The sequence below is a fragment of the Microbaculum marinisediminis genome, from assembly GCF_025397915.1.
GTDB lineage: Bacteria > Pseudomonadota > Alphaproteobacteria > Rhizobiales > Tepidamorphaceae > Microbaculum > Microbaculum marinisediminis.
Genome location: NZ_JALIDZ010000018.1, coordinates 1 through 16,852, shown reverse-complemented (window position 1 = coordinate 16,852; position 16,852 = coordinate 1). Strand labels below are relative to the sequence as shown.

Here is a 16,852-nt window from a genome sequence, read left to right as displayed (position 1 = left end):
TCGCAGCCGTCAGCGTCGTCTTGCCGTGGTCAACGTGACCAATCGTGCCGATGTTGCAGTGCGGCTTCGTCCGCTCAAACTTCCCTTTGGCCATCTTGGCTCTCCACTCTTATCGCGTCTTTTCGATCTCGATTGGCGATCAGGCGAACTTGGCCTGGACTTCCTCGGCGACCGCCTGCGGAACCTGCTCGTAATGGTCGAACTGCATCGTGTACTGTGCCCGGCCCTGGCTCATCGAGCGCAGCGTGTTCACGTAGCCGAACATATTCGCCAGCGGGACCATGGCATTGACGACGGTTGCAATGCCGCGCGTCTCGGTGCCCTGGATCTGGCCACGACGACTGTTCAGATCACCGATGATGTCGCCCATGTACTCGTCCGGCGTCACCACCTCGACCTTCATCACCGGCTCGAGAAGCTTCGGTCCGGCCTTCTGAACGCCCTCGCGGAACGCGGCCCGCGAAGCGATCTCAAAGGCCAGGACGCTCGAGTCGACGTCATGGAAGGCACCATCGATGAGCGTCACCTTCACATCGAGCATCGGGAACCCGGCCAGAACGCCGGCGCCCAGAACCGACTGAACGCCCTTCTCGACGCCAGGAATGTATTCCTTCGGGACGGCACCGCCGACGATCTTGTTCTCGAAGACGAAACCCGTCCCCTGCTCGCCCGGCTCGAGGACGATCTTCACGCGAGCGAACTGGCCGGAACCGCCGGTCTGCTTCTTGTGCGTGTAGTCGACTTCCGCCTGCTTGGTGATCGTCTCGCGATAGGCCACCTGCGGCGCGCCGATATTGGCCTCGACCTTGAACTCCCGCTTCATGCGATCAACGAGAATGTCGAGATGAAGCTCGCCCATGCCCTTGATGATCGTCTGGCCGGATTCCTCGTCCGTGCCGACCCGGAAGGACGGATCTTCCTGCGCAAGGCGGTTGAGCGCCATGCCCATCTTTTCCTGGTCGGCCTTGGTCTTCGGCTCGATCGCGATCTCGATGACCGGCTCCGGGAACTCCATCCGCTCGAGGATGACAGGCTTCAGCGGCTCGCATAGCGTGTCGCCGGTCGTCACGTCCTTGAGCCCGGCGATCGCGACGATGTCGCCAGCGTAGGCTTCCTTGATGTCCTCGCGGTGGTTCGCGTGCATGTGCAGCATGCGACCGATACGCTCGCGCTTGTCCTTCACCGTGTTGAGCACCTGCGTGCCCGACTCCAGCTTGCCGGAGTAGATGCGGCAGAAGGTAAGCGAACCGACGAACGGGTCGTTCATGACCTTGAACGCCAACAGCGACATCGGCTCTTCATCGCTCGACCGGCGCTTGATCTCGGCCTCGGTCTTCGGATCGATACCCTTGATGTCCGGAACTTCGACCGGAGACGGCAGGTAGTCGACGACCGCGTCGAGGAGCGGCTGCACGCCCTTGTTCTTGAACGCCGAACCGCACAGGACGGGCACGAAGGTGTTGCTGATCGTGCCCTTGCGGATCAGGCCCTTCAGCGTCTCCTCGTCGGGCATGGTGCCCTCGAGATACGCTTCCATCGCGGCCTCGTCGATCTCGACGGCCTGCTCGACCAGCTTCTCGCGATATTCCTCGGCCTGCGCCTGCAGGTCGGCCGGGATATCGATATAGTCAAACTGAGCGCCCAGGCTCTCGTCCGTCCAGATGATACCCTTCATCTGGACGAGGTCGACGACACCCTTGAACTCGGTTTCCGCGCCGATCGGCAGATTGATCACCAGCGGGGCAGCACCGAGCCGCGTCTTGATCATGTCGATGCAGCGGAAGAAGTCGGCGCCGATCTTGTCCATCTTGTTGACGAAGATCATCCGCGGCACGTGATACTTGTCGGCCTGGCGCCAGACAGTCTCGGTCTGCGGCTCGACGCCGGCATTGGCGTCCAGCAGCGCGACCGCGCCGTCTAGCACCCGAAGGCTGCGCTCGACCTCGATCGTGAAGTCGACGTGGCCGGGCGTGTCGATGATGTTGAGACGCTTGTCTTTCCAGTAAGCGGTCGTCGCGGCCGACGTGATCGTGATGCCGCGCTCCTGCTCCTGCGCCATCCAGTCCATCGTGGCAGCGCCCTCGTGGGTCTCGCCCAGCTTGTGGCTCTTGCCCGTGTAGAACAGGACGCGCTCGGTCGTCGTCGTCTTACCGGCATCGATGTGCGCCATGATGCCGAAGTTGCGGTAGTCTTCGATCTTATGCGTGCGTGGCATTGTCGTCGCTCCGGCTCTTCGTCACCAGCGGTAATGCGAGAAGGCGCGGTTGGCCTCCGCCATCCGGTGCGTGTCTTCCCGCTTCTTGACAGCGGTGCCACGACTGTTGGCCGCGTCCAGCAACTCGCCGGACAGGCGCTCCACCATCGTGCGCTCGTTGCGGGCCCGCGCCGCGGCGATCAGCCAGCGGATGGCCAGCGCCTGACGGCGGTCCGGACGAACCTCGACGGGAACCTGGTACGTGGCACCACCGACGCGCCGCGAGCGAACCTCGACAGCCGGCATGACGTTTTCCAGCGCCTGATGGAACACCGAAACCGGATCCTGCTTGGCCCGGCTCTCGATCGCATCGAACGCACCATACACGATGCCCTCGGCAGCAGACTTCTTGCCGTGGTACATGACGGAGTTCATGAACTTCGAGATCACCAGATCACCGAACTTGGGATCCGGAATGATTTCGCGCTTTTCGGCTCTGTGGCGGCGAGACATCGGCTCGTCCTCACTCTTTCCAATCTATGCGTCCAGGAACAGCCCATGGACGGCTTGTTCGTCTCTGCGTCTCGCCCACACCAAAAGTGAGCGGAACACAAAGAGGCCCGATTATTTCGGCCTCTTCGCTCCATACTTCGAACGGCGCTGACGGCGAGCCGAGACACCCTGCGTGTCGAGCACACCGCGAAGGATGTGATAGCGCACGCCGGGAAGGTCCTTCACGCGGCCGCCACGGATCATGACCACCGAGTGTTCCTGAAGGTTGTGACCTTCGCCCGGAATATACCCGATGACCTCGAAGCCGTTCGTGAGCCGGATCTTCGCCACTTTACGCAGCGCCGAGTTCGGCTTCTTCGGCGTCGTCGTGTAGACGCGCGTGCACACACCGCGCTTCTGGGGGCAAGCCTCCATGGCCGGCGCCTTGTTGCGCTTCAACGGCGCCTTCCGCGGTTTGCGGATCAACTGGTTGATCGTCGGCATCGATCGCCTTCTTCAGCCCTGCGCCGACCCTTGTAGGCCGGACTTCCGGTTACAAAACAAGTCGGACCGACGCCCGATACAGCCGTCAGCCTCAACATGCAGAGGATCGCACCCTTAACGGACCCGATCTTGCTTCGCTGTTGTTCGTCCTATGACGAGCGTCAGTGTTTAGGCGTTAAAGGTCCAGCTCGTGTCGAGCCGAACGAAACGGGCCTACCACCTGCCGCGAAACGAGGCGGAACATATGCCCGGGCCCATGAGCCGTCAACCCCGTTCTCGTGCAATTTTAGCGCAAACCCCGCGTTCTCGGCGATATGATTGCACAGAATTCCGGCTGGGGAGCCGCCGGTCCCGGTTGCCACCCGCCCTCAGCCCCAGAATCAATCGAATCCAATCAGAATCGCGGACCGATGGAGAATCGACTCAGCCATGGAATGCGATGACGGCCACCTGCCCGTCGATGGCATTTCCGTAGGCTGAGGCGAAGGTCGGATCGTCGGGTTCGCCCTCGATGATTCCGATCCGATCGAGCTCGACGCGGACGAATCCCTGCCCGGCAAGGGCCTGCAGCGCCCTCTGCAGGCATTCCTCGTCATCGGCCGCGGTCAGGAGAACGTTGATCGCGATCGCCCCCGTCTCGTCGACATCGTCGCCGGGCGCCGGCTGATTCTCTTCGCGGAACGCCCGCCCGACCACGATATAGACCGTGGCGTCTTCGATCTCGGGTTCGCGACTCATGGCTACTCCTCGTTCCGGGCGCACGCTCGGTCATTGAGCCCCGGGCACCAGCTTCAGGGATGGTAATTCAATCCCAGCTCGAAATCGGCCCTGCAGCCCTTGATTCCATCGAAATTGTCGATCTGGCCGGCCAGGCTCAGCGAAGTGGTCTTCAGATTGATCCGCCCCGGATTCGTATCGGTGAGGCGCAGGCGCGGCCGTGTGCTGAAGAATTCGGTCGCCGTCCCGGTCGCGCCACCGACGACCTTCTTGAATCGATCGCCGAGCCTGCCTTTCGGCAGTTCGTAGCTCATCGCGTAGAACGGCTGCAGGAAGAACGACAGTCGCGTGCTCGACCCGTTGGTGCCGAGCCTGCGCGGCCGGTAGATGGCGTTGACGAATATCGGGTCGCCATAGCCCTTGGGGGCACAGGCCGCCGTGAAGTTCTTGAGATACCCGCTGCCGCGATATTCCACTTCTTCGGCCCCCGCGGACGTCGCGGTCACGGCGAGCATGGTGAGCCCGACGACGGCCGCGGACAGGGTCTTCGAGCGTGCACGGCTTTTGGGTGTCGACTGCATGATACAATGATCTCTCGAAATCCGACGCGAAAATGGCATGACCCGACCTTTTGCCGACTGTTACGTGCCAATCGTCGGCTGCGCGGATACTAACCGAAAGCGGCTTTAAGACCAGTAAAGCCGGATATGAAACGGGCCGGTCCTTACGAACCGGCCCGCTTTCTCGTCTATAGCGGCGAACCGCGAATGGCTGGTGCGGCCGGGCGCTTACTCCGCCGGGATACCGCTTTCCTCGCCAGCCAGGCTGCCGGCCTCGATACCGGCCTGCTGCTCGCGGCTCTCCACGATCAGGTCGTCGCGATGCGTCGCGACCTGCCGCATCTTGCTCATCACCGAACCGGTGCCCGCCGGAATCAGGCGGCCAACGATGACGTTCTCCTTGAGGCCTTCCAGGTTGTCCACCTTGCCCTGCACCGACGCTTCGGTGAGCACACGGGTGGTTTCCTGGAACGACGCCGCGGAGATGAAGCTGCGGGTCTGCAGGCTCGCCTTGGTGATGCCGAGCAGAACGGGCGAGCCGACCGGCGGCTTCTTGCCCTCTTCCACCAGCCGTTCGGCGGTTTCCTGCATCTCGATCTGGTCGACCTGCTCACCCGTGAGGAAGTCGGAATCGCCGGGATCGGAGATTTCGACCTTCTGCAGCATCTGCCGGACGATCACCTCGATATGCTTGTCGTTGATCGACACGCCCTGCAGCCGGTAGACCTCCTGGATCTCGTTGACCAGATAGGCCGCCAGCTCTTCGACGCCCTTGATCGCGAGGATATCGTGCGGCGCAGGGTTGCCATCGAGGATGTACTCGCCCTTCTCGATGTGGTCGCCTTCCTGGACATACAGGTGGCGGCCCTTCGGGATGAGGTACTCGCGCGCCTCATCGCCTTCCTCCGTCGGGTCGATGCGGATACGGCGCTTGTTCTTGTAGTCACGCTCGAAACGCACCGTGCCAGAGATTTCGGCGATGATGGCGTGGTCCTTCGGACGCCTGGCCTCGAACAGTTCGGCGACGCGCGGCAGACCGCCCGTGATGTCACGGGTCTTGGCGCTTTCCAGCGTGATACGCGCCAGAACGTCACCCGCCTTCACCGTCTCGCCGGGCTCCACCGTCATCACGGTGTCGACGGCCAGAAGGTAGCGGGCATCGCCGCCGCGCGACAGCTTCTTCACGTCGCCGTCCTTGTCCTTGATGACAAGGGCCGGCTTCAGATCGGCACCACGCTGTGTCGTACGCCAGTCGATGACCACGCGCTTGGTGATACCGGTCGACTCGTCGGCGGTTTCGGCAAGCGAAGCGCCTTCGACCAGATCCTCGAAGCCGACCACTCCGTCCACCTCGGTGATGATCGGGCGGGTATACGGATCCCACTCGGCCAGGCGCTGGCCGCGCTGGACCTGGTCTCCGTCGTCGACCCTGAGGCGCGTACCGTAGTTGAGCCGGTGCACGGCGCGCTCGTTGCCTTCGCCGTCGACGATCACCAGAGACACCGAACGGCCCATGACGATCAGCGTGCCCTCGGAATCGCGCACGACGTTGCGGTTCTTCAGCTGAACCGTCCCGTCGAAGTTCGATTCGATAAAGGACTGCTCGGCGATCTGCGCCGTGCCGCCGATGTGGAACGTGCGCATGGTGAGCTGGGTGCCCGGCTCGCCGATCGACTGCGCCGCGATGACGCCGACCGCTTCGCCCTGGTTGACAGGGGTTCCGCGCGCCAGGTCACGGCCATAACAGGCCGCGCAGACACCATTGCGGGTCTCGCAGGTGAGGACCGAGCGAATCTTCAGCTCCTGAAGCTGCGCGGCCTCGATCGCCTCGACGTGACGCTCCTCGATAATCACGCCGGCCTTGACGATCACCTCGTCGGTCGACGGATCGATGACGTCCTCGACTGCGGTACGGCCAAGCACGCGCTGGCCGAGCGACACGATCACCTCACCGGCGTCTACGACGGCGGTCATGGAGATGCCCTTGTCGGAACCGCAATCGAACTCGGTGATGATCGAGTCCTGCGCAACGTCGACGAGGCGACGCGTCAGATAACCCGAGTTCGCCGTCTTCAGCGCGGTATCGGCCAGTCCCTTGCGGGCGCCGTGGGTCGAGTTGAAGTACTCGAGAACCGACAGGCCTTCCTTGAAGTTCGAGATGATCGGGCTCTCGATGATCTCGCCCGACGGCTTGGCCATCAGGCCGCGCATGCCAGCGAGCTGCTTCATCTGCGCCGGAGAACCACGCGCCCCGGAGTGCGCCATCATGTAGATCGAGTTGATGGGCTTCTCGCGACCGTTCTTGTCGTCGACCTGAACCGCGGAGATACGCGCCATCATTTCGTCGGCGACGCGATCGGTGCACTTCGCCCAGGCATCGACGACCTTGTTATACTTCTCGCCCTGCGTGATGAGGCCGTCGTTGTACTGCTGCTCGTATTCCTTGGCGAGCTGACGGGTCTCGTCGACGAGCTTTTCCTTCGTGTCCGGAATAACCATGTCGTCCTTGCCGAAGGAAATGCCGGCAAGACAGGCGTGCTTGAAGCCGAGCGCCATGATCCGGTCGCAGAAGATCACAGTCTCCTTCTGCCCGCAGTGGCGGTAGACGGTGTCGATCGCGTTGGAGATCTCCTTCTTGGTGAGCAGCTTGTTGACCACCTCGAAGGGCACCGCCACGTTCTTCGGCAGAAGCTGCCCAAGCAGCATGCGGCCCGGCGTGGTGTCGTAGATCTTCGACACCGGGTTGCCGTCCTCGTCGACGCCGATGTAGCGCCCCTTGATCTTGGCGTGCAGCGTCACCGCTTTCGCGTTCAGGGCGTGCTCGAGCTCACCGATCGAGGCGAATACCATACCCTCGCCCGGTTCGTTCTCGCGCTCCTGCGACACGTAGTAGAGGCCGAGCACGATATCCTGCGACGGCACGATGATCGGCGAGCCGTTGGCCGGGTGCAGGATGTTGTTGGTCGACATCATCAGCACGCGGGCTTCGAGCTGGGCTTCCAGAGACAGCGGTACGTGCACCGCCATCTGGTCGCCGTCGAAGTCGGCGTTGAACGCCGCGCAGACGAGCGGATGCAGCTGGATCGCCTTGCCCTCGATGAGGGTCGGCTCGAACGCCTGGATGCCGAGCCGGTGAAGCGTCGGCGCGCGGTTCAGCATGACCGGGTGCTCGCGGATCACCTCGTCGAGGATATCCCAGACCTCCGGCTTCTCCTTCTCGACCAGCTTCTTTGCCTGCTTAACGGTCGACGACAGGCCCTTGGCCTCCAGGCGCGAGTAAATGAACGGCTTGAACAGCTCCAGCGCCATCTTCTTCGGCAGGCCGCACTGATGCAGCTTCAGCTCGGGACCGACCACGATCACCGACCGACCCGAGTAGTCGACGCGCTTGCCGAGCAGGTTCTGACGGAAACGGCCCTGCTTGCCCTTCAACATGTCGGCGAGCGACTTGAGCGGCCGCTTGTTCGCGCCGGTGATGACGCGTCCACGCCGGCCGTTGTCGAACAGCGCGTCGACGGACTCCTGCAGCATCCGCTTCTCGTTACGGATGATGATGTCGGGCGCGCGCAGCTCGATCAGGCGCTTCAGGCGGTTGTTCCGGTTGATGACGCGCCGGTACAGGTCGTTCAGGTCCGACGTCGCGAACCGGCCACCGTCAAGCGGGACCAGCGGGCGCAGATCGGGCGGAATCACCGGGACGATCGTCATGATCATCCATTCGGGCCGGTTGCCGGACTCGGTGAACGACTCGATGAGCTTCAACCGCTTTGCGAGCTTCTTGGGCTTAAGCTCCGTCGTAGACTCGGCAATTTCCTGCCGCAGGTCCTCGCTCAGCTTGTGCAGGTCGAGCGCCATCAGCATGTCGCGGATCGCCTCGGCGCCGATCTGCGCGGTAAACGCGTCCTCGCCGAACTGATCCTGGAAGTCGAGATACTCCTCCTCGGTGAGAAGCTGGCCGTACTTGAGCGCGGTCAGGCCCGGCTCGGTGACGACGTAGTTCTCGAAATAGAGGATGCGCTCGAGATCCTTGAGCGTCATGTCGAGGATCATGCCGATGCGGCTCGGCAGCGACTTCAGGAACCAGATGTGCGCGACCGGCGCGGCCAGTTCGATGTGGCCCATGCGCTCGCGGCGCACCCGCGACAGGGTGACCTCGACGCCGCACTTCTCGCAGATGATGCCTTTGTACTTCATGCGCTTGTACTTGCCGCACAAGCACTCGTAATCCTTGATCGGACCGAAGATGCGGGCGCAGAACAGGCCGTCCCGCTCCGGCTTGAACGTCCGGTAGTTGATCGTCTCCGGCTTCTTGATCTCGCCGAACGACCACGACTTGATCTTCTCCGGGCTCGCCAGCGAGATCCGGATCTGATCGAACGTCTGCTGCGGCGCCGTCGGGTTGAAGAGGTTGAGGACTTCCTGGTTCATGTCCTGCTCCCTTTGGGCCGTCCGGGGCAGCTTGCGCCCCGGACCGGCGGAGATTTCGAAATAATGCGAGACCGATACATGCCGAGCGTTATTCGGCGGCATCCGCCGGCGGCGGCAACATCGGCCCGGCCGGCGCGGGAACATCCTGCGGACGGCTGGTGATCAGTTCGACGTTGAGGCCGAGCGACCGCATTTCCTTGACGAGCACGTTGAACGACTCGGGGATGCCCGCCTCGAACGTATCGTCACCGCGAACGATGGCTTCGTAAACCTTCGTGCGGCCGGCGACGTCGTCCGACTTCACGGTCAGCATTTCCTGCAAGGTATAAGCAGCGCCGTACGCTTCCAGCGCCCACACCTCCATTTCACCGAAACGCTGGCCGCCGAACTGGGCCTTGCCGCCCAGCGGCTGCTGGGTCACGAGGCTGTAGGGGCCGATCGAACGGGCGTGGATCTTGTCGTCCACGAGGTGATGCAACTTGAGCATGTAGATGTAGCCCACAGTCACCTTGCGGTCGAACGGCTCACCCGAACGTCCGTCGTACAGCGTCACCTGCCCCGAACCGTCGAGACCGGCCATCTCAAGCATGTCGACGATGTCGGGCTCGTGGGCACCGTCGAAAACCGGCGTCGCAATCGGCACACCGTTTCTCAGGTTGCCGCCGAGCTCGACCAGACCGTCCTCCTCGAGCGAGGCGACGGTCTCGTCCTTGCCATAGATCTTCGTGAACGCGCTCTTCAGTGAATTGGCATCATGGCTCTGGCGATAGGCCTCGACAGCCTGGCCAATCTGTTTGCCCAGGCCCGCGCAGGCCCAACCCAGATGCGTCTCGAGGATCTGACCGACGTTCATGCGGCTCGGCACGCCGAGCGGGTTAAGCACGATATCGACATGCGTGCCGTCGTCGAGGAACGGCATGTCCTCGATCGGCATGATGCGGCTGACGACACCCTTGTTGCCGTGGCGCCCGGCCATCTTGTCGCCCGGCTGCAGCTTGCGCTTCACGGCGACGAAGACCTTGACCATCTTCATCACGCCGGGCGGCAGCTCGTCGCCGCGCTGCAGCTTCTCGACCTTGTCCAGGAACCGCTGCTCCAGCCGCTTCTTGGACTCGTCGTACTGCTTGCGCAGAGCCTCGACCTCGGACATCGCCGCTTCGTCGGCGAGACCGAACTGCCACCACTGCGACCGCGGCAGCTCGCCGAGGAGGTCCGTGGTGATCTTGGTGTCCTTCTTGACGCCCTTCGGTCCGCTCGCGGCGACCTTGCCAACCAGCATGTCGCTCAGACGACCGAACACGTTGCGATCGAGGATCGCCTGTTCGTCGTCGCGGTCCTTTGCGAGCCGTTCGATCTCCTCGCGTTCGATGGCGATCGCGCGCTCGTCCTTGTCGACGCCGTGGCGGTTGAACACCCGCACCTCGACGATCGTGCCGGTCACACCGGGCGGCACGCGCAGGGAGGTGTCGCGCACGTCCGAAGCCTTCTCACCGAAGATGGCGCGCAGAAGCTTCTCTTCCGGCGTCATCGGGCTCTCGCCTTTCGGCGTGATCTTGCCGACCAGGATGTCGCCGGCGTTCACCTCGGCGCCGATATAGACGATGCCCGCCTCGTCGAGGTTCTTCAGAGCCTCTTCCGACACGTTCGGGATATCGCGCGTGATCTCCTCCGGCCCGAGCTTGGTGTCGCGGGCCATCACCTCGAATTCCTCGATGTGGATCGAGGTGAAGATGTCGTCGCGCACGACGCGCTCGGACAAGAGAATGGAGTCCTCGAAGTTGTAGCCCATCCACGGCATGAACGCGACGAGCACGTTGCGGCCCAGAGCCAGCTCGCCCAGATCGGTCGAAGGACCGTCGGCGATGATGTCGCCCTTGGCCACCACGTCACCGACCCGCACCAGCGGACGCTGGTTGATGCAGGTATTCTGGTTGGAGCGCTGGAACTTCATCAGACGGTAGATATCGACGCCGGACTTGGTCGGATCGAGATCCCCCGTCGCACGGATGACGATACGGGTAGCGTCGACCTGGTCGATGACGCCCGCACGCCGAGCCGAGATCGCCGCACCGGAGTCATGGGCGACGACAGCCTCCATGCCGGTGCCGACCAGCGGCGCCTCCGCCTTGACCAGCGGCACAGCCTGCCGCTGCATGTTCGAGCCCATGAGCGCGCGGTTCGCGTCGTCGTTCTCGAGGAACGGAATGAGCGCCGCGGCGACCGAAACGAGCTGCTTCGGCGACACGTCCATGTAGTCCACCTTGTCCGGCGTCACCATGACGACGTCGCCGGCGTGGCGGCAGACCACTAGGTCCTCGACGAACTGGCCCTTGTTGTCGAGCTCGGCGTTGGCCTGGCCGATGTGGTGGCGGGCCTCCTCCATCGCCGACAGATAGACGACCTCGTCGGTGACCTGGCCGTCCTTCACCTTGCGATACGGAGCCTCGATGAAGCCGTACTTGTTGACACGGGCAAAGGTGGCCAGCGAGTTGATCAGACCGATGTTCGGACCTTCCGGCGTTTCGATCGGGCAGATGCGGCCGTAGTGCGTCGGATGCACGTCGCGCACCTCGAAGCCGGCGCGCTCGCGCGTCAGACCGCCCGGGCCAAGTGCCGACAGGCGGCGCTTGTGGGTGATCTCCGACAGCGGGTTCGTCTGGTCCATGAACTGCGACAGCTGCGAGGAGCCGAAGAATTCGCGCACCGCGGCGGCGGCCGGCTTGGCGTTGATCAGATCCTGCGGCATCGCCGTGTCGATCTCGACCGAGCTCATGCGCTCTTTGATCGCCCGCTCCATGCGCAGCAGGCCGATCCGGTACTGGTTCTCCATCAGCTCGCCGACCGAACGCACCCTGCGATTGCCGAGGTTGTCGATGTCGTCGATCTCGCCCTTGCCGTCGCGCAGGTCCACCAGCGTCTTGATGACCGCCAGGATGTCCTCCTTGCGCAGGACACGGACCGTATCGGGGCAATCCAGCTCCAGGCGGATGTTCATCTTCACGCGGCCGACCGCGGAGAGGTCGTACCGCTCCGGATCGAAGAACAGCGAGTTGAACATCGCCTCCGCCGTCTCGATCGTCGGCGGCTCGCCCGGGCGCATCACCCGGTAGATATCGAACAGCGCGTCCTCGCGGGTGTCGTTCTTGTCGACGGCCAGCGTGTTGCGAATGAACGGGCCGGTATTGACGTGGTCGATGTCGAGCACGTTGATCGTATCGACACCGGCCTCGGCCAGCGCCACGAGCACATCGGCGGTGATCTCGTCGCCCGCCTCGGCGTAGATCTCGCCGGTCTGCATGTTGACCATGTCGTTGGCCAGGTACATGCCGACCATCTCCTCGTCGGAGATCTTCAGCGCCTTCAGGCCCTTTTCGGACAGGTCGCGCGCCTTGCGGACGGTCAGCTTCTTGCCCGCTTCCCAGACGACCTTGCCGCTGTCGGCGTCGACGAGATCGGCCGTCGCCTTCATACCGCGCATGCTCATCGGGTCGAACGGCCGGCGCCAGCCGCCGTTCTTCATCTGGGTCAGCTCGATGTGGTTGAAGAACGTCGACAGGATCTCTTCCGGATCGAGGCCGAGCGCCAGCAGCAGCGTCGTCACCGGCAGCTTGCGCCGGCGGTCGATACGCGCATGGACGATATCCTTGGCGTCGAACTCGATGTCGAGCCAGGAGCCGCGATAGGGGATGATGCGGGCGGCGAACAGAAGCTTGCCCGACGAATGGGTCTTGCCCTTGTCGTGGTCGAAGAACACGCCCGGGGAACGGTGCATCTGCGAGACGATGACGCGCTCGGTGCCGTTGATGATGAAGGTGCCGTTCTCCGTCATCAGTGGCATGTCGCCCATATAGACGTCCTGCTCCTTGATGTCCTTGACGGACTTCGCGCCGGTGTCCTCGTCGACATCGAATACGATCAGGCGCAGCGTCACCTTGAGCGGCGCGGCGAACGTCATGCCGCGCTGGCGGCACTCGTCGACGTCGTACTTCGGCGGTTCGAACTCGTAGCGCACGAATTCGAGCTGCGCGGTCTCGGCAAAATCCTTGATGGGGAAAACCGAGTCGAAAACCGCCTGCAGACCGCTGTCGTCGCGACCACCCTCCGGCTCGTCGACCTGCAGGAAGTAGTCATAGGACGCCTTCTGCACCTCGATCAGGTTGGGGAGAGCGGCGACTTCCCGGATTTTCCCGAAAGTCTTGCGAACACGCTTGCGGCCGGTGAAGCTCTGCGCCATCGTCGATCCTCTTAGTCGTTCCCGAACGGCTCGCCAAAGGGCCCCTGACGGGCCCCATCTCGGGCCATCTGGGGAGACGTTCTAATGCCTCTTTTCCATCCTGGCGGCGTCCTGCCGCCCGGAGACGGGTTTGGCCGCGGCGTACAGCCGCGGCCTCCCCAACATCGATCCACCGAAAAAACGCATCGGCGGCCTTCGAATAGCCAGCGCCGAAAAGCGCCGTCTACTCAAGGATTTACTTAAGCTCGACGGTCGCGCCTGCGGCCTCGAGCTTGCCCTTGATCTCCTCGGCCTCGGCCTTGGCCGCGCCTTCCTTGACCGGCTTCGGCGCGCCTTCGACGAGGTCCTTGGCTTCCTTCAGGCCAAGACCCGTGATGGCACGGACTTCCTTGATCACGTTGATCTTCTGGGCGCCAGCGGACGCCAGGATCACGTCGAACTCGGTCTTCTCTTCGGCGGCAGCCGCTTCACCACCACCGGCACCGGCGACAGCAGCGACGGCAACCGGAGCGGCCGCGGAGACGCCCCACTTCTCTTCGAGCATCTTCGAAAGCTCAGCCGCCTCGAGGACGGTGAGGGAGGAAAGCTCGTCAACGATCTTCGACAGATCAGCCATTTTTCAATTCCTTTCGGTTCGAACCTGTTTGAACGGTTGGCCTTCAGGCCGCCTCACCTTGTTCGGCACGCGCCGCAAGCACCCGCGCAACCTGCCCGCCTGGCGCGGCGAGCACCTGCGCAACCCGGGTCGCCGGCGTACTGATCATGCCGACGAGCCTTGCCCTCAGTTCATCGAGCGACGGCAGCGTCGCCAATGACTTCACGCCTTCCGGGTCGAGGGCCGTGGCACCCATCGAGCCGCCAAGAATCACCAGCTTCTGGTTGGTCTTGGCGAAATCGACGGCAACCTTCGGGGCAGCCACCGGATCGTCGGAATAGGCGATCACGGTGGGACCCTTCAGCAGGTCGCCGATATGGGCGATCTCGGTTCCCTCGAGCGCGAGCTTGGCAAGGCGGTTCTTGGCCACTTTCACCTTGCCCCCGGCCTCGCGCATGCGGCCCCGAAAAGCCGTCATTTCCGAAACCGAGAGACCGGCGTAGTGGGCCACGACGACCACACCCGTGTTTTGAAACACGTCGTGGAGTGTCGCGACGAGCTCAGACTTTGCAGCTCTGTCCACCTGCTCTCTCCAATCTGGCGGCGATTGTCCGCCGCCGGGTTGTCCTTGCCGCCCGGGAGTGCCGCTTGAAGACGGTTCCAGGACGACGCTCGCGTTCCTGTCCCGTCCCGGCGGCCCGATGTCGGGTCCACGAGGACAACGAGGTCCGAACCGGATGTCCGGTTCATTCCCGTCTATGCTGGCTCCGTATGGACTTAAGCCCCCGGGAAATCTTCCCGAGAGCACCGGCAGTCTTGGACAGGTACCGGGCCTGCCGGCGAACCGCCAGGCCCGTACTCCCCGCCCGGTCGCCCGGACGGAAACTTAATATGCCGTCGCGCCTTAGACGCCGGCCGTCACGCTCGACGTTTCGACGTGCACGCCCGGCCCCATGGTCGAAGACACGGCCAGCCGCTGGAAATAGGTGCCCTTGGCGCCCGACGGCTTGGCCTTGATCACGGCGTCGACGAACGCACGGATATTCTCGATCAGCTTGTCGTCGCCGAAGCTCGCCTTGCCTACGCCGGCCTGGATGATCCCGGCCTTCTCGACACGGAATTCGACGGCGCCGCCCTTCTGCTCCTTGACGGCCGACGCAACGTCTGGCGTGACCGTGCCAACCTTCGGGTTCGGCATCAGGCCGCGCGGACCCAGGACCTTACCCAGACGGCCGACCAGCGGCATCATGTCCGGCGTGGCGATGCAGCGGTCGAAGTTGATCTCGCCCTTCTGCACCTGCTCGACCAAGTCCTCCGCTCCGACCACGTCGGCACCGGCGGCCTTGGCCTCGTCGGCCTTGTCGCCCTTGGCGAACACGGCCACACGCACCGAACGACCGGTGCCGTTCGGGAGCTGGCAGACGCCGCGGACCATCTGGTCGGCATGACGCGGGTCGACACCCAGGTTGATCGCCACCTCGATGGTCTCGTCGAACTTCGCCGTGGCGCGCTCCCTGACCATCTTCACCGCGTCCGACAGCGCCACCAGCGTGCGCGGATCGACGCCCTCACGGGCCTTGCGAATACGCTTTCCTGATTTGGCCATGACGCTTATCCCTGAACCTCGAGGCCCATCGATCGGGCAGAACCTTCGATGATCTTCATCGCCGCCTCGACGTCGTTGGCGTTCAGATCCTTCATCTTCGCTTCGGCGATCTCGCGCACCTGATCCCGGGTGACCGAGCCGGCCTTGTCGCGGCCTGGCGTCGCGGAGCCCTTGTTGAGCTTCGCTGCCTGCTTCAGGAAATGGGCCGCCGGTGGCGTCTTGACCTCGAAGGTGAAGGACTTGTCCTGATAGATCGTGATGACCGTCGGACAGGGCGCGCCCTTCTCCATCTCCTGCGTATGGGCGTTGAACGCCTTGCAGAATTCCATGATGTTCAGACCGCGCTGGCCGAGCGCGGGACCGATCGGGGGCGACGGCGTTGCCGCACCCGCCGGAACCTGAAGCTTCAGGTAGCCGATAATCTTCTTTGCCATTCTCTCACCTCTCCGCGCCGCGCATCGCGACGACGTTGGCGTTGCGTGGTCCGATCATGGACGGTTGGCAGCCGCCCCGATCTCCCACAATCCAAAGCAGGTCAAAGCTTCTCGACCTGCCCGTACTCCAGCTCCACCGGGGTCGCCCGGCCAAAAATGGACACGGCCACCTTGAGCCGCGCCCGTTCCTCGTCCACCTCTTCGACGACACCGTTGAAGGAGGCGAACGGACCGTCGGCGACGCGCACCTGCTCGCCGATGTCGAAATGCACGGACGGTTTCGGCCGCTCGATGCCTTCCTGCACCTGCTGCACGATCCGTTGAGCCTCTGCGTCGGAAATCGGCGTCGGCTTGTTGTCGGCTCCCAGGAAGCCAGTGACCTTCGGGGTGTTCTTGATCAGATGGTATGCGTCGTCGGTCATGTCCATACGAACCAGGACATAACCGGGAAAAAACTTGCGTTCCGTGTCGATCTTCCGGCCGCGCCGCACCTCGACGACCTTCTCGGTCGGCACGAGGATTTCCTCGAACCTCTCGGCAAGACCCGTGGCCTCAGCCTTCTCTCGAATGGCCTCGGCGACCTTCTTTTCGAAGTTCGAGTAGGTGTGGACGATGTACCAGCGCATGGCCATGGGTCCTGCTCCTCTCAGCTAGTTCCGAGCAGGAAACCGACGCCGAACGCCAGGATCTGGTCCGCCGCCAGGAAGAAAAGGCTGGCGAGCGTGACCATGATGAACACCATAACGGTGGTGATCATCGTCTCGCGACGGCTCGGCCAGGTCACTTTGCGCCCTTCGGCGCGGACCTGCTGAATGAACTCGAAGGGGTTCGTTTTCGCCATGACCTGTTCGTGTTTCGCCCGGCCAAGCCGGTCATCGTGCCCGTTTCTTGGATTGGCAGGAGTGGAGGGACTCGAACCCCCAACCCCCGGTTTTGGAGACCGGTGCTCTAGCCAGTTGAGCTACACTCCTAATCCCACGGGCCTGCCGCTATTCGATGATCTTGGATACGACGCCGGCGCCGACGGTGCGGCCGCCCTCGCGAATGGCGAAGCGCAGACCGTCCTCCATGGCGATCGGCACGATCAG

15 protein-coding genes and 1 tRNA gene are annotated in these 16,852 nt (G+C 63.3%); all 16 read right to left on the bottom strand.

Features of this window, described 5'->3' with window-relative positions; translation table 11 throughout:
* The coding region (locus MUB46_RS23995) for a GTP-binding protein (protein WP_261618511.1) at nt 1-94 on the bottom strand (94 nt) is incomplete at its 3' end.
* Between the two features lie 45 nt (nt 95-139).
* Nucleotides 140-2,215 (bottom strand): elongation factor G, encoded by a 2,076-nt coding sequence (gene fusA / locus MUB46_RS23990; protein ID WP_261618510.1) that lies wholly within the window; start codon nt 2,213-2,215, stop codon nt 140-142.
* 21 nt (nt 2,216-2,236) lie between these two features.
* Complete coding sequence (gene rpsG, locus MUB46_RS23985) at nt 2,237-2,707, bottom strand: 30S ribosomal protein S7 (protein ID WP_261618509.1); 471 nt, start codon at nt 2,705-2,707, stop codon at nt 2,237-2,239.
* Between the two features lie 111 nt (nt 2,708-2,818).
* The gene (gene rpsL, locus MUB46_RS23980; RefSeq protein WP_261618508.1) at nt 2,819-3,190 is read right to left on the bottom strand and encodes a 30S ribosomal protein S12; all 372 of its coding nucleotides are present in this window, start codon (nt 3,188-3,190) and stop codon (nt 2,819-2,821) included.
* 423 nt (nt 3,191-3,613) lie between these two features.
* Complete coding sequence (locus MUB46_RS23975; protein WP_261618507.1) at nt 3,614-3,928, bottom strand: regulator; 315 nt, start codon at nt 3,926-3,928, stop codon at nt 3,614-3,616.
* Nucleotides 3,929-3,981: 53 nt separating this feature from the next.
* Complete coding sequence (locus MUB46_RS23970; protein WP_261618506.1) at nt 3,982-4,488, bottom strand: hypothetical protein; 507 nt, start codon at nt 4,486-4,488, stop codon at nt 3,982-3,984.
* A gap of 207 nt (nt 4,489-4,695) precedes the next feature.
* Nucleotides 4,696-8,895, bottom strand: a complete 4,200-nt coding sequence (gene rpoC, locus MUB46_RS23965; protein ID WP_261618505.1) for a DNA-directed RNA polymerase subunit beta' — start codon at nt 8,893-8,895, stop codon at nt 4,696-4,698.
* An 88-nt stretch (nt 8,896-8,983) separates the two neighbouring features.
* Nucleotides 8,984-13,129 carry a DNA-directed RNA polymerase subunit beta gene (gene rpoB, locus MUB46_RS23960; protein ID WP_261618504.1) on the bottom strand — a complete coding sequence of 1,382 codons (4,146 nt, stop codon included), beginning with the start codon at nt 13,127-13,129 and terminating at the stop codon, nt 8,984-8,986.
* A 235-nt stretch (nt 13,130-13,364) separates the two neighbouring features.
* Entirely contained in the window at nt 13,365-13,745 is a 381-nt protein-coding gene (gene rplL / locus MUB46_RS23955; RefSeq protein ID WP_261618503.1) for a 50S ribosomal protein L7/L12, read from the bottom strand.
* Nucleotides 13,746-13,788: 43 nt separating this feature from the next.
* Nucleotides 13,789-14,307, bottom strand: a complete 519-nt coding sequence (gene rplJ / locus MUB46_RS23950; protein ID WP_261618502.1) for a 50S ribosomal protein L10 — start codon at nt 14,305-14,307, stop codon at nt 13,789-13,791.
* A gap of 321 nt (nt 14,308-14,628) precedes the next feature.
* The gene (gene rplA / locus MUB46_RS23945) at nt 14,629-15,330 is read right to left on the bottom strand and encodes a 50S ribosomal protein L1 (RefSeq protein ID WP_261618501.1); all 702 of its coding nucleotides are present in this window, start codon (nt 15,328-15,330) and stop codon (nt 14,629-14,631) included.
* A gap of 5 nt (nt 15,331-15,335) precedes the next feature.
* A complete protein-coding gene (gene rplK, locus MUB46_RS23940) occupies nt 15,336-15,764 on the bottom strand; it encodes a 50S ribosomal protein L11 (RefSeq protein ID WP_261618500.1) in 429 nt (142 codons plus the stop codon).
* A gap of 101 nt (nt 15,765-15,865) precedes the next feature.
* Complete coding sequence (gene nusG / locus MUB46_RS23935; protein ID WP_261618499.1) at nt 15,866-16,396, bottom strand: transcription termination/antitermination protein NusG; 531 nt, start codon at nt 16,394-16,396, stop codon at nt 15,866-15,868.
* A 14-nt stretch (nt 16,397-16,410) separates the two neighbouring features.
* Nucleotides 16,411-16,605, bottom strand: coding sequence for a preprotein translocase subunit SecE (gene secE, locus MUB46_RS23930; protein ID WP_261618498.1), 195 nt, complete (start codon nt 16,603-16,605; stop codon nt 16,411-16,413).
* A 53-nt stretch (nt 16,606-16,658) separates the two neighbouring features.
* A tRNA-Trp gene (locus tag MUB46_RS23925) sits at nt 16,659-16,735 on the bottom strand.
* A gap of 18 nt (nt 16,736-16,753) precedes the next feature.
* On the bottom strand, nt 16,754-16,852 hold a 99-nt coding region (locus MUB46_RS23920), incomplete at its 5' end, for an EF-Tu C-terminal domain-related protein (protein ID WP_425256301.1).

Excerpts from the sequence above, each read along its gene's own strand:
- fusA (WP_261618510.1), bottom strand. The coding sequence starts at position 2,215 with ATGCCACGCACGCATAAGATCGAAGACTACCGCAACTTCGGCATCATG.
- rpsG (WP_261618509.1), bottom strand. The coding sequence starts at position 2,707 with ATGTCTCGCCGCCACAGAGCCGAAAAGCGCGAAATCATTCCGGATCCC.
- rpsL (WP_261618508.1), bottom strand. The coding sequence starts at position 3,190 with ATGCCGACGATCAACCAGTTGATCCGCAAACCGCGGAAGGCGCCGTTG.
- MUB46_RS23975 (WP_261618507.1), bottom strand. The coding sequence starts at position 3,928 with ATGAGTCGCGAACCCGAGATCGAAGACGCCACGGTCTATATCGTGGTC.
- MUB46_RS23970 (WP_261618506.1), bottom strand. The coding sequence starts at position 4,488 with ATGCAGTCGACACCCAAAAGCCGTGCACGCTCGAAGACCCTGTCCGCG.
- rpoC (WP_261618505.1), bottom strand. The coding sequence starts at position 8,895 with ATGAACCAGGAAGTCCTCAACCTCTTCAACCCGACGGCGCCGCAGCAG.
- rpoB (WP_261618504.1), bottom strand. The coding sequence starts at position 13,129 with ATGGCGCAGAGCTTCACCGGCCGCAAGCGTGTTCGCAAGACTTTCGGG.
- rplL (WP_261618503.1), bottom strand. The coding sequence starts at position 13,745 with ATGGCTGATCTGTCGAAGATCGTTGACGAGCTTTCCTCCCTCACCGTC.
- rplA (WP_261618501.1), bottom strand. The coding sequence starts at position 15,330 with ATGGCCAAATCAGGAAAGCGTATTCGCAAGGCCCGTGAGGGCGTCGAT.
- rplK (WP_261618500.1), bottom strand. The coding sequence starts at position 15,764 with ATGGCAAAGAAGATTATCGGCTACCTGAAGCTTCAGGTTCCGGCGGGT.
- nusG (WP_261618499.1), bottom strand. The coding sequence starts at position 16,396 with ATGGCCATGCGCTGGTACATCGTCCACACCTACTCGAACTTCGAAAAG.
- secE (WP_261618498.1), bottom strand. The coding sequence starts at position 16,605 with ATGGCGAAAACGAACCCCTTCGAGTTCATTCAGCAGGTCCGCGCCGAA.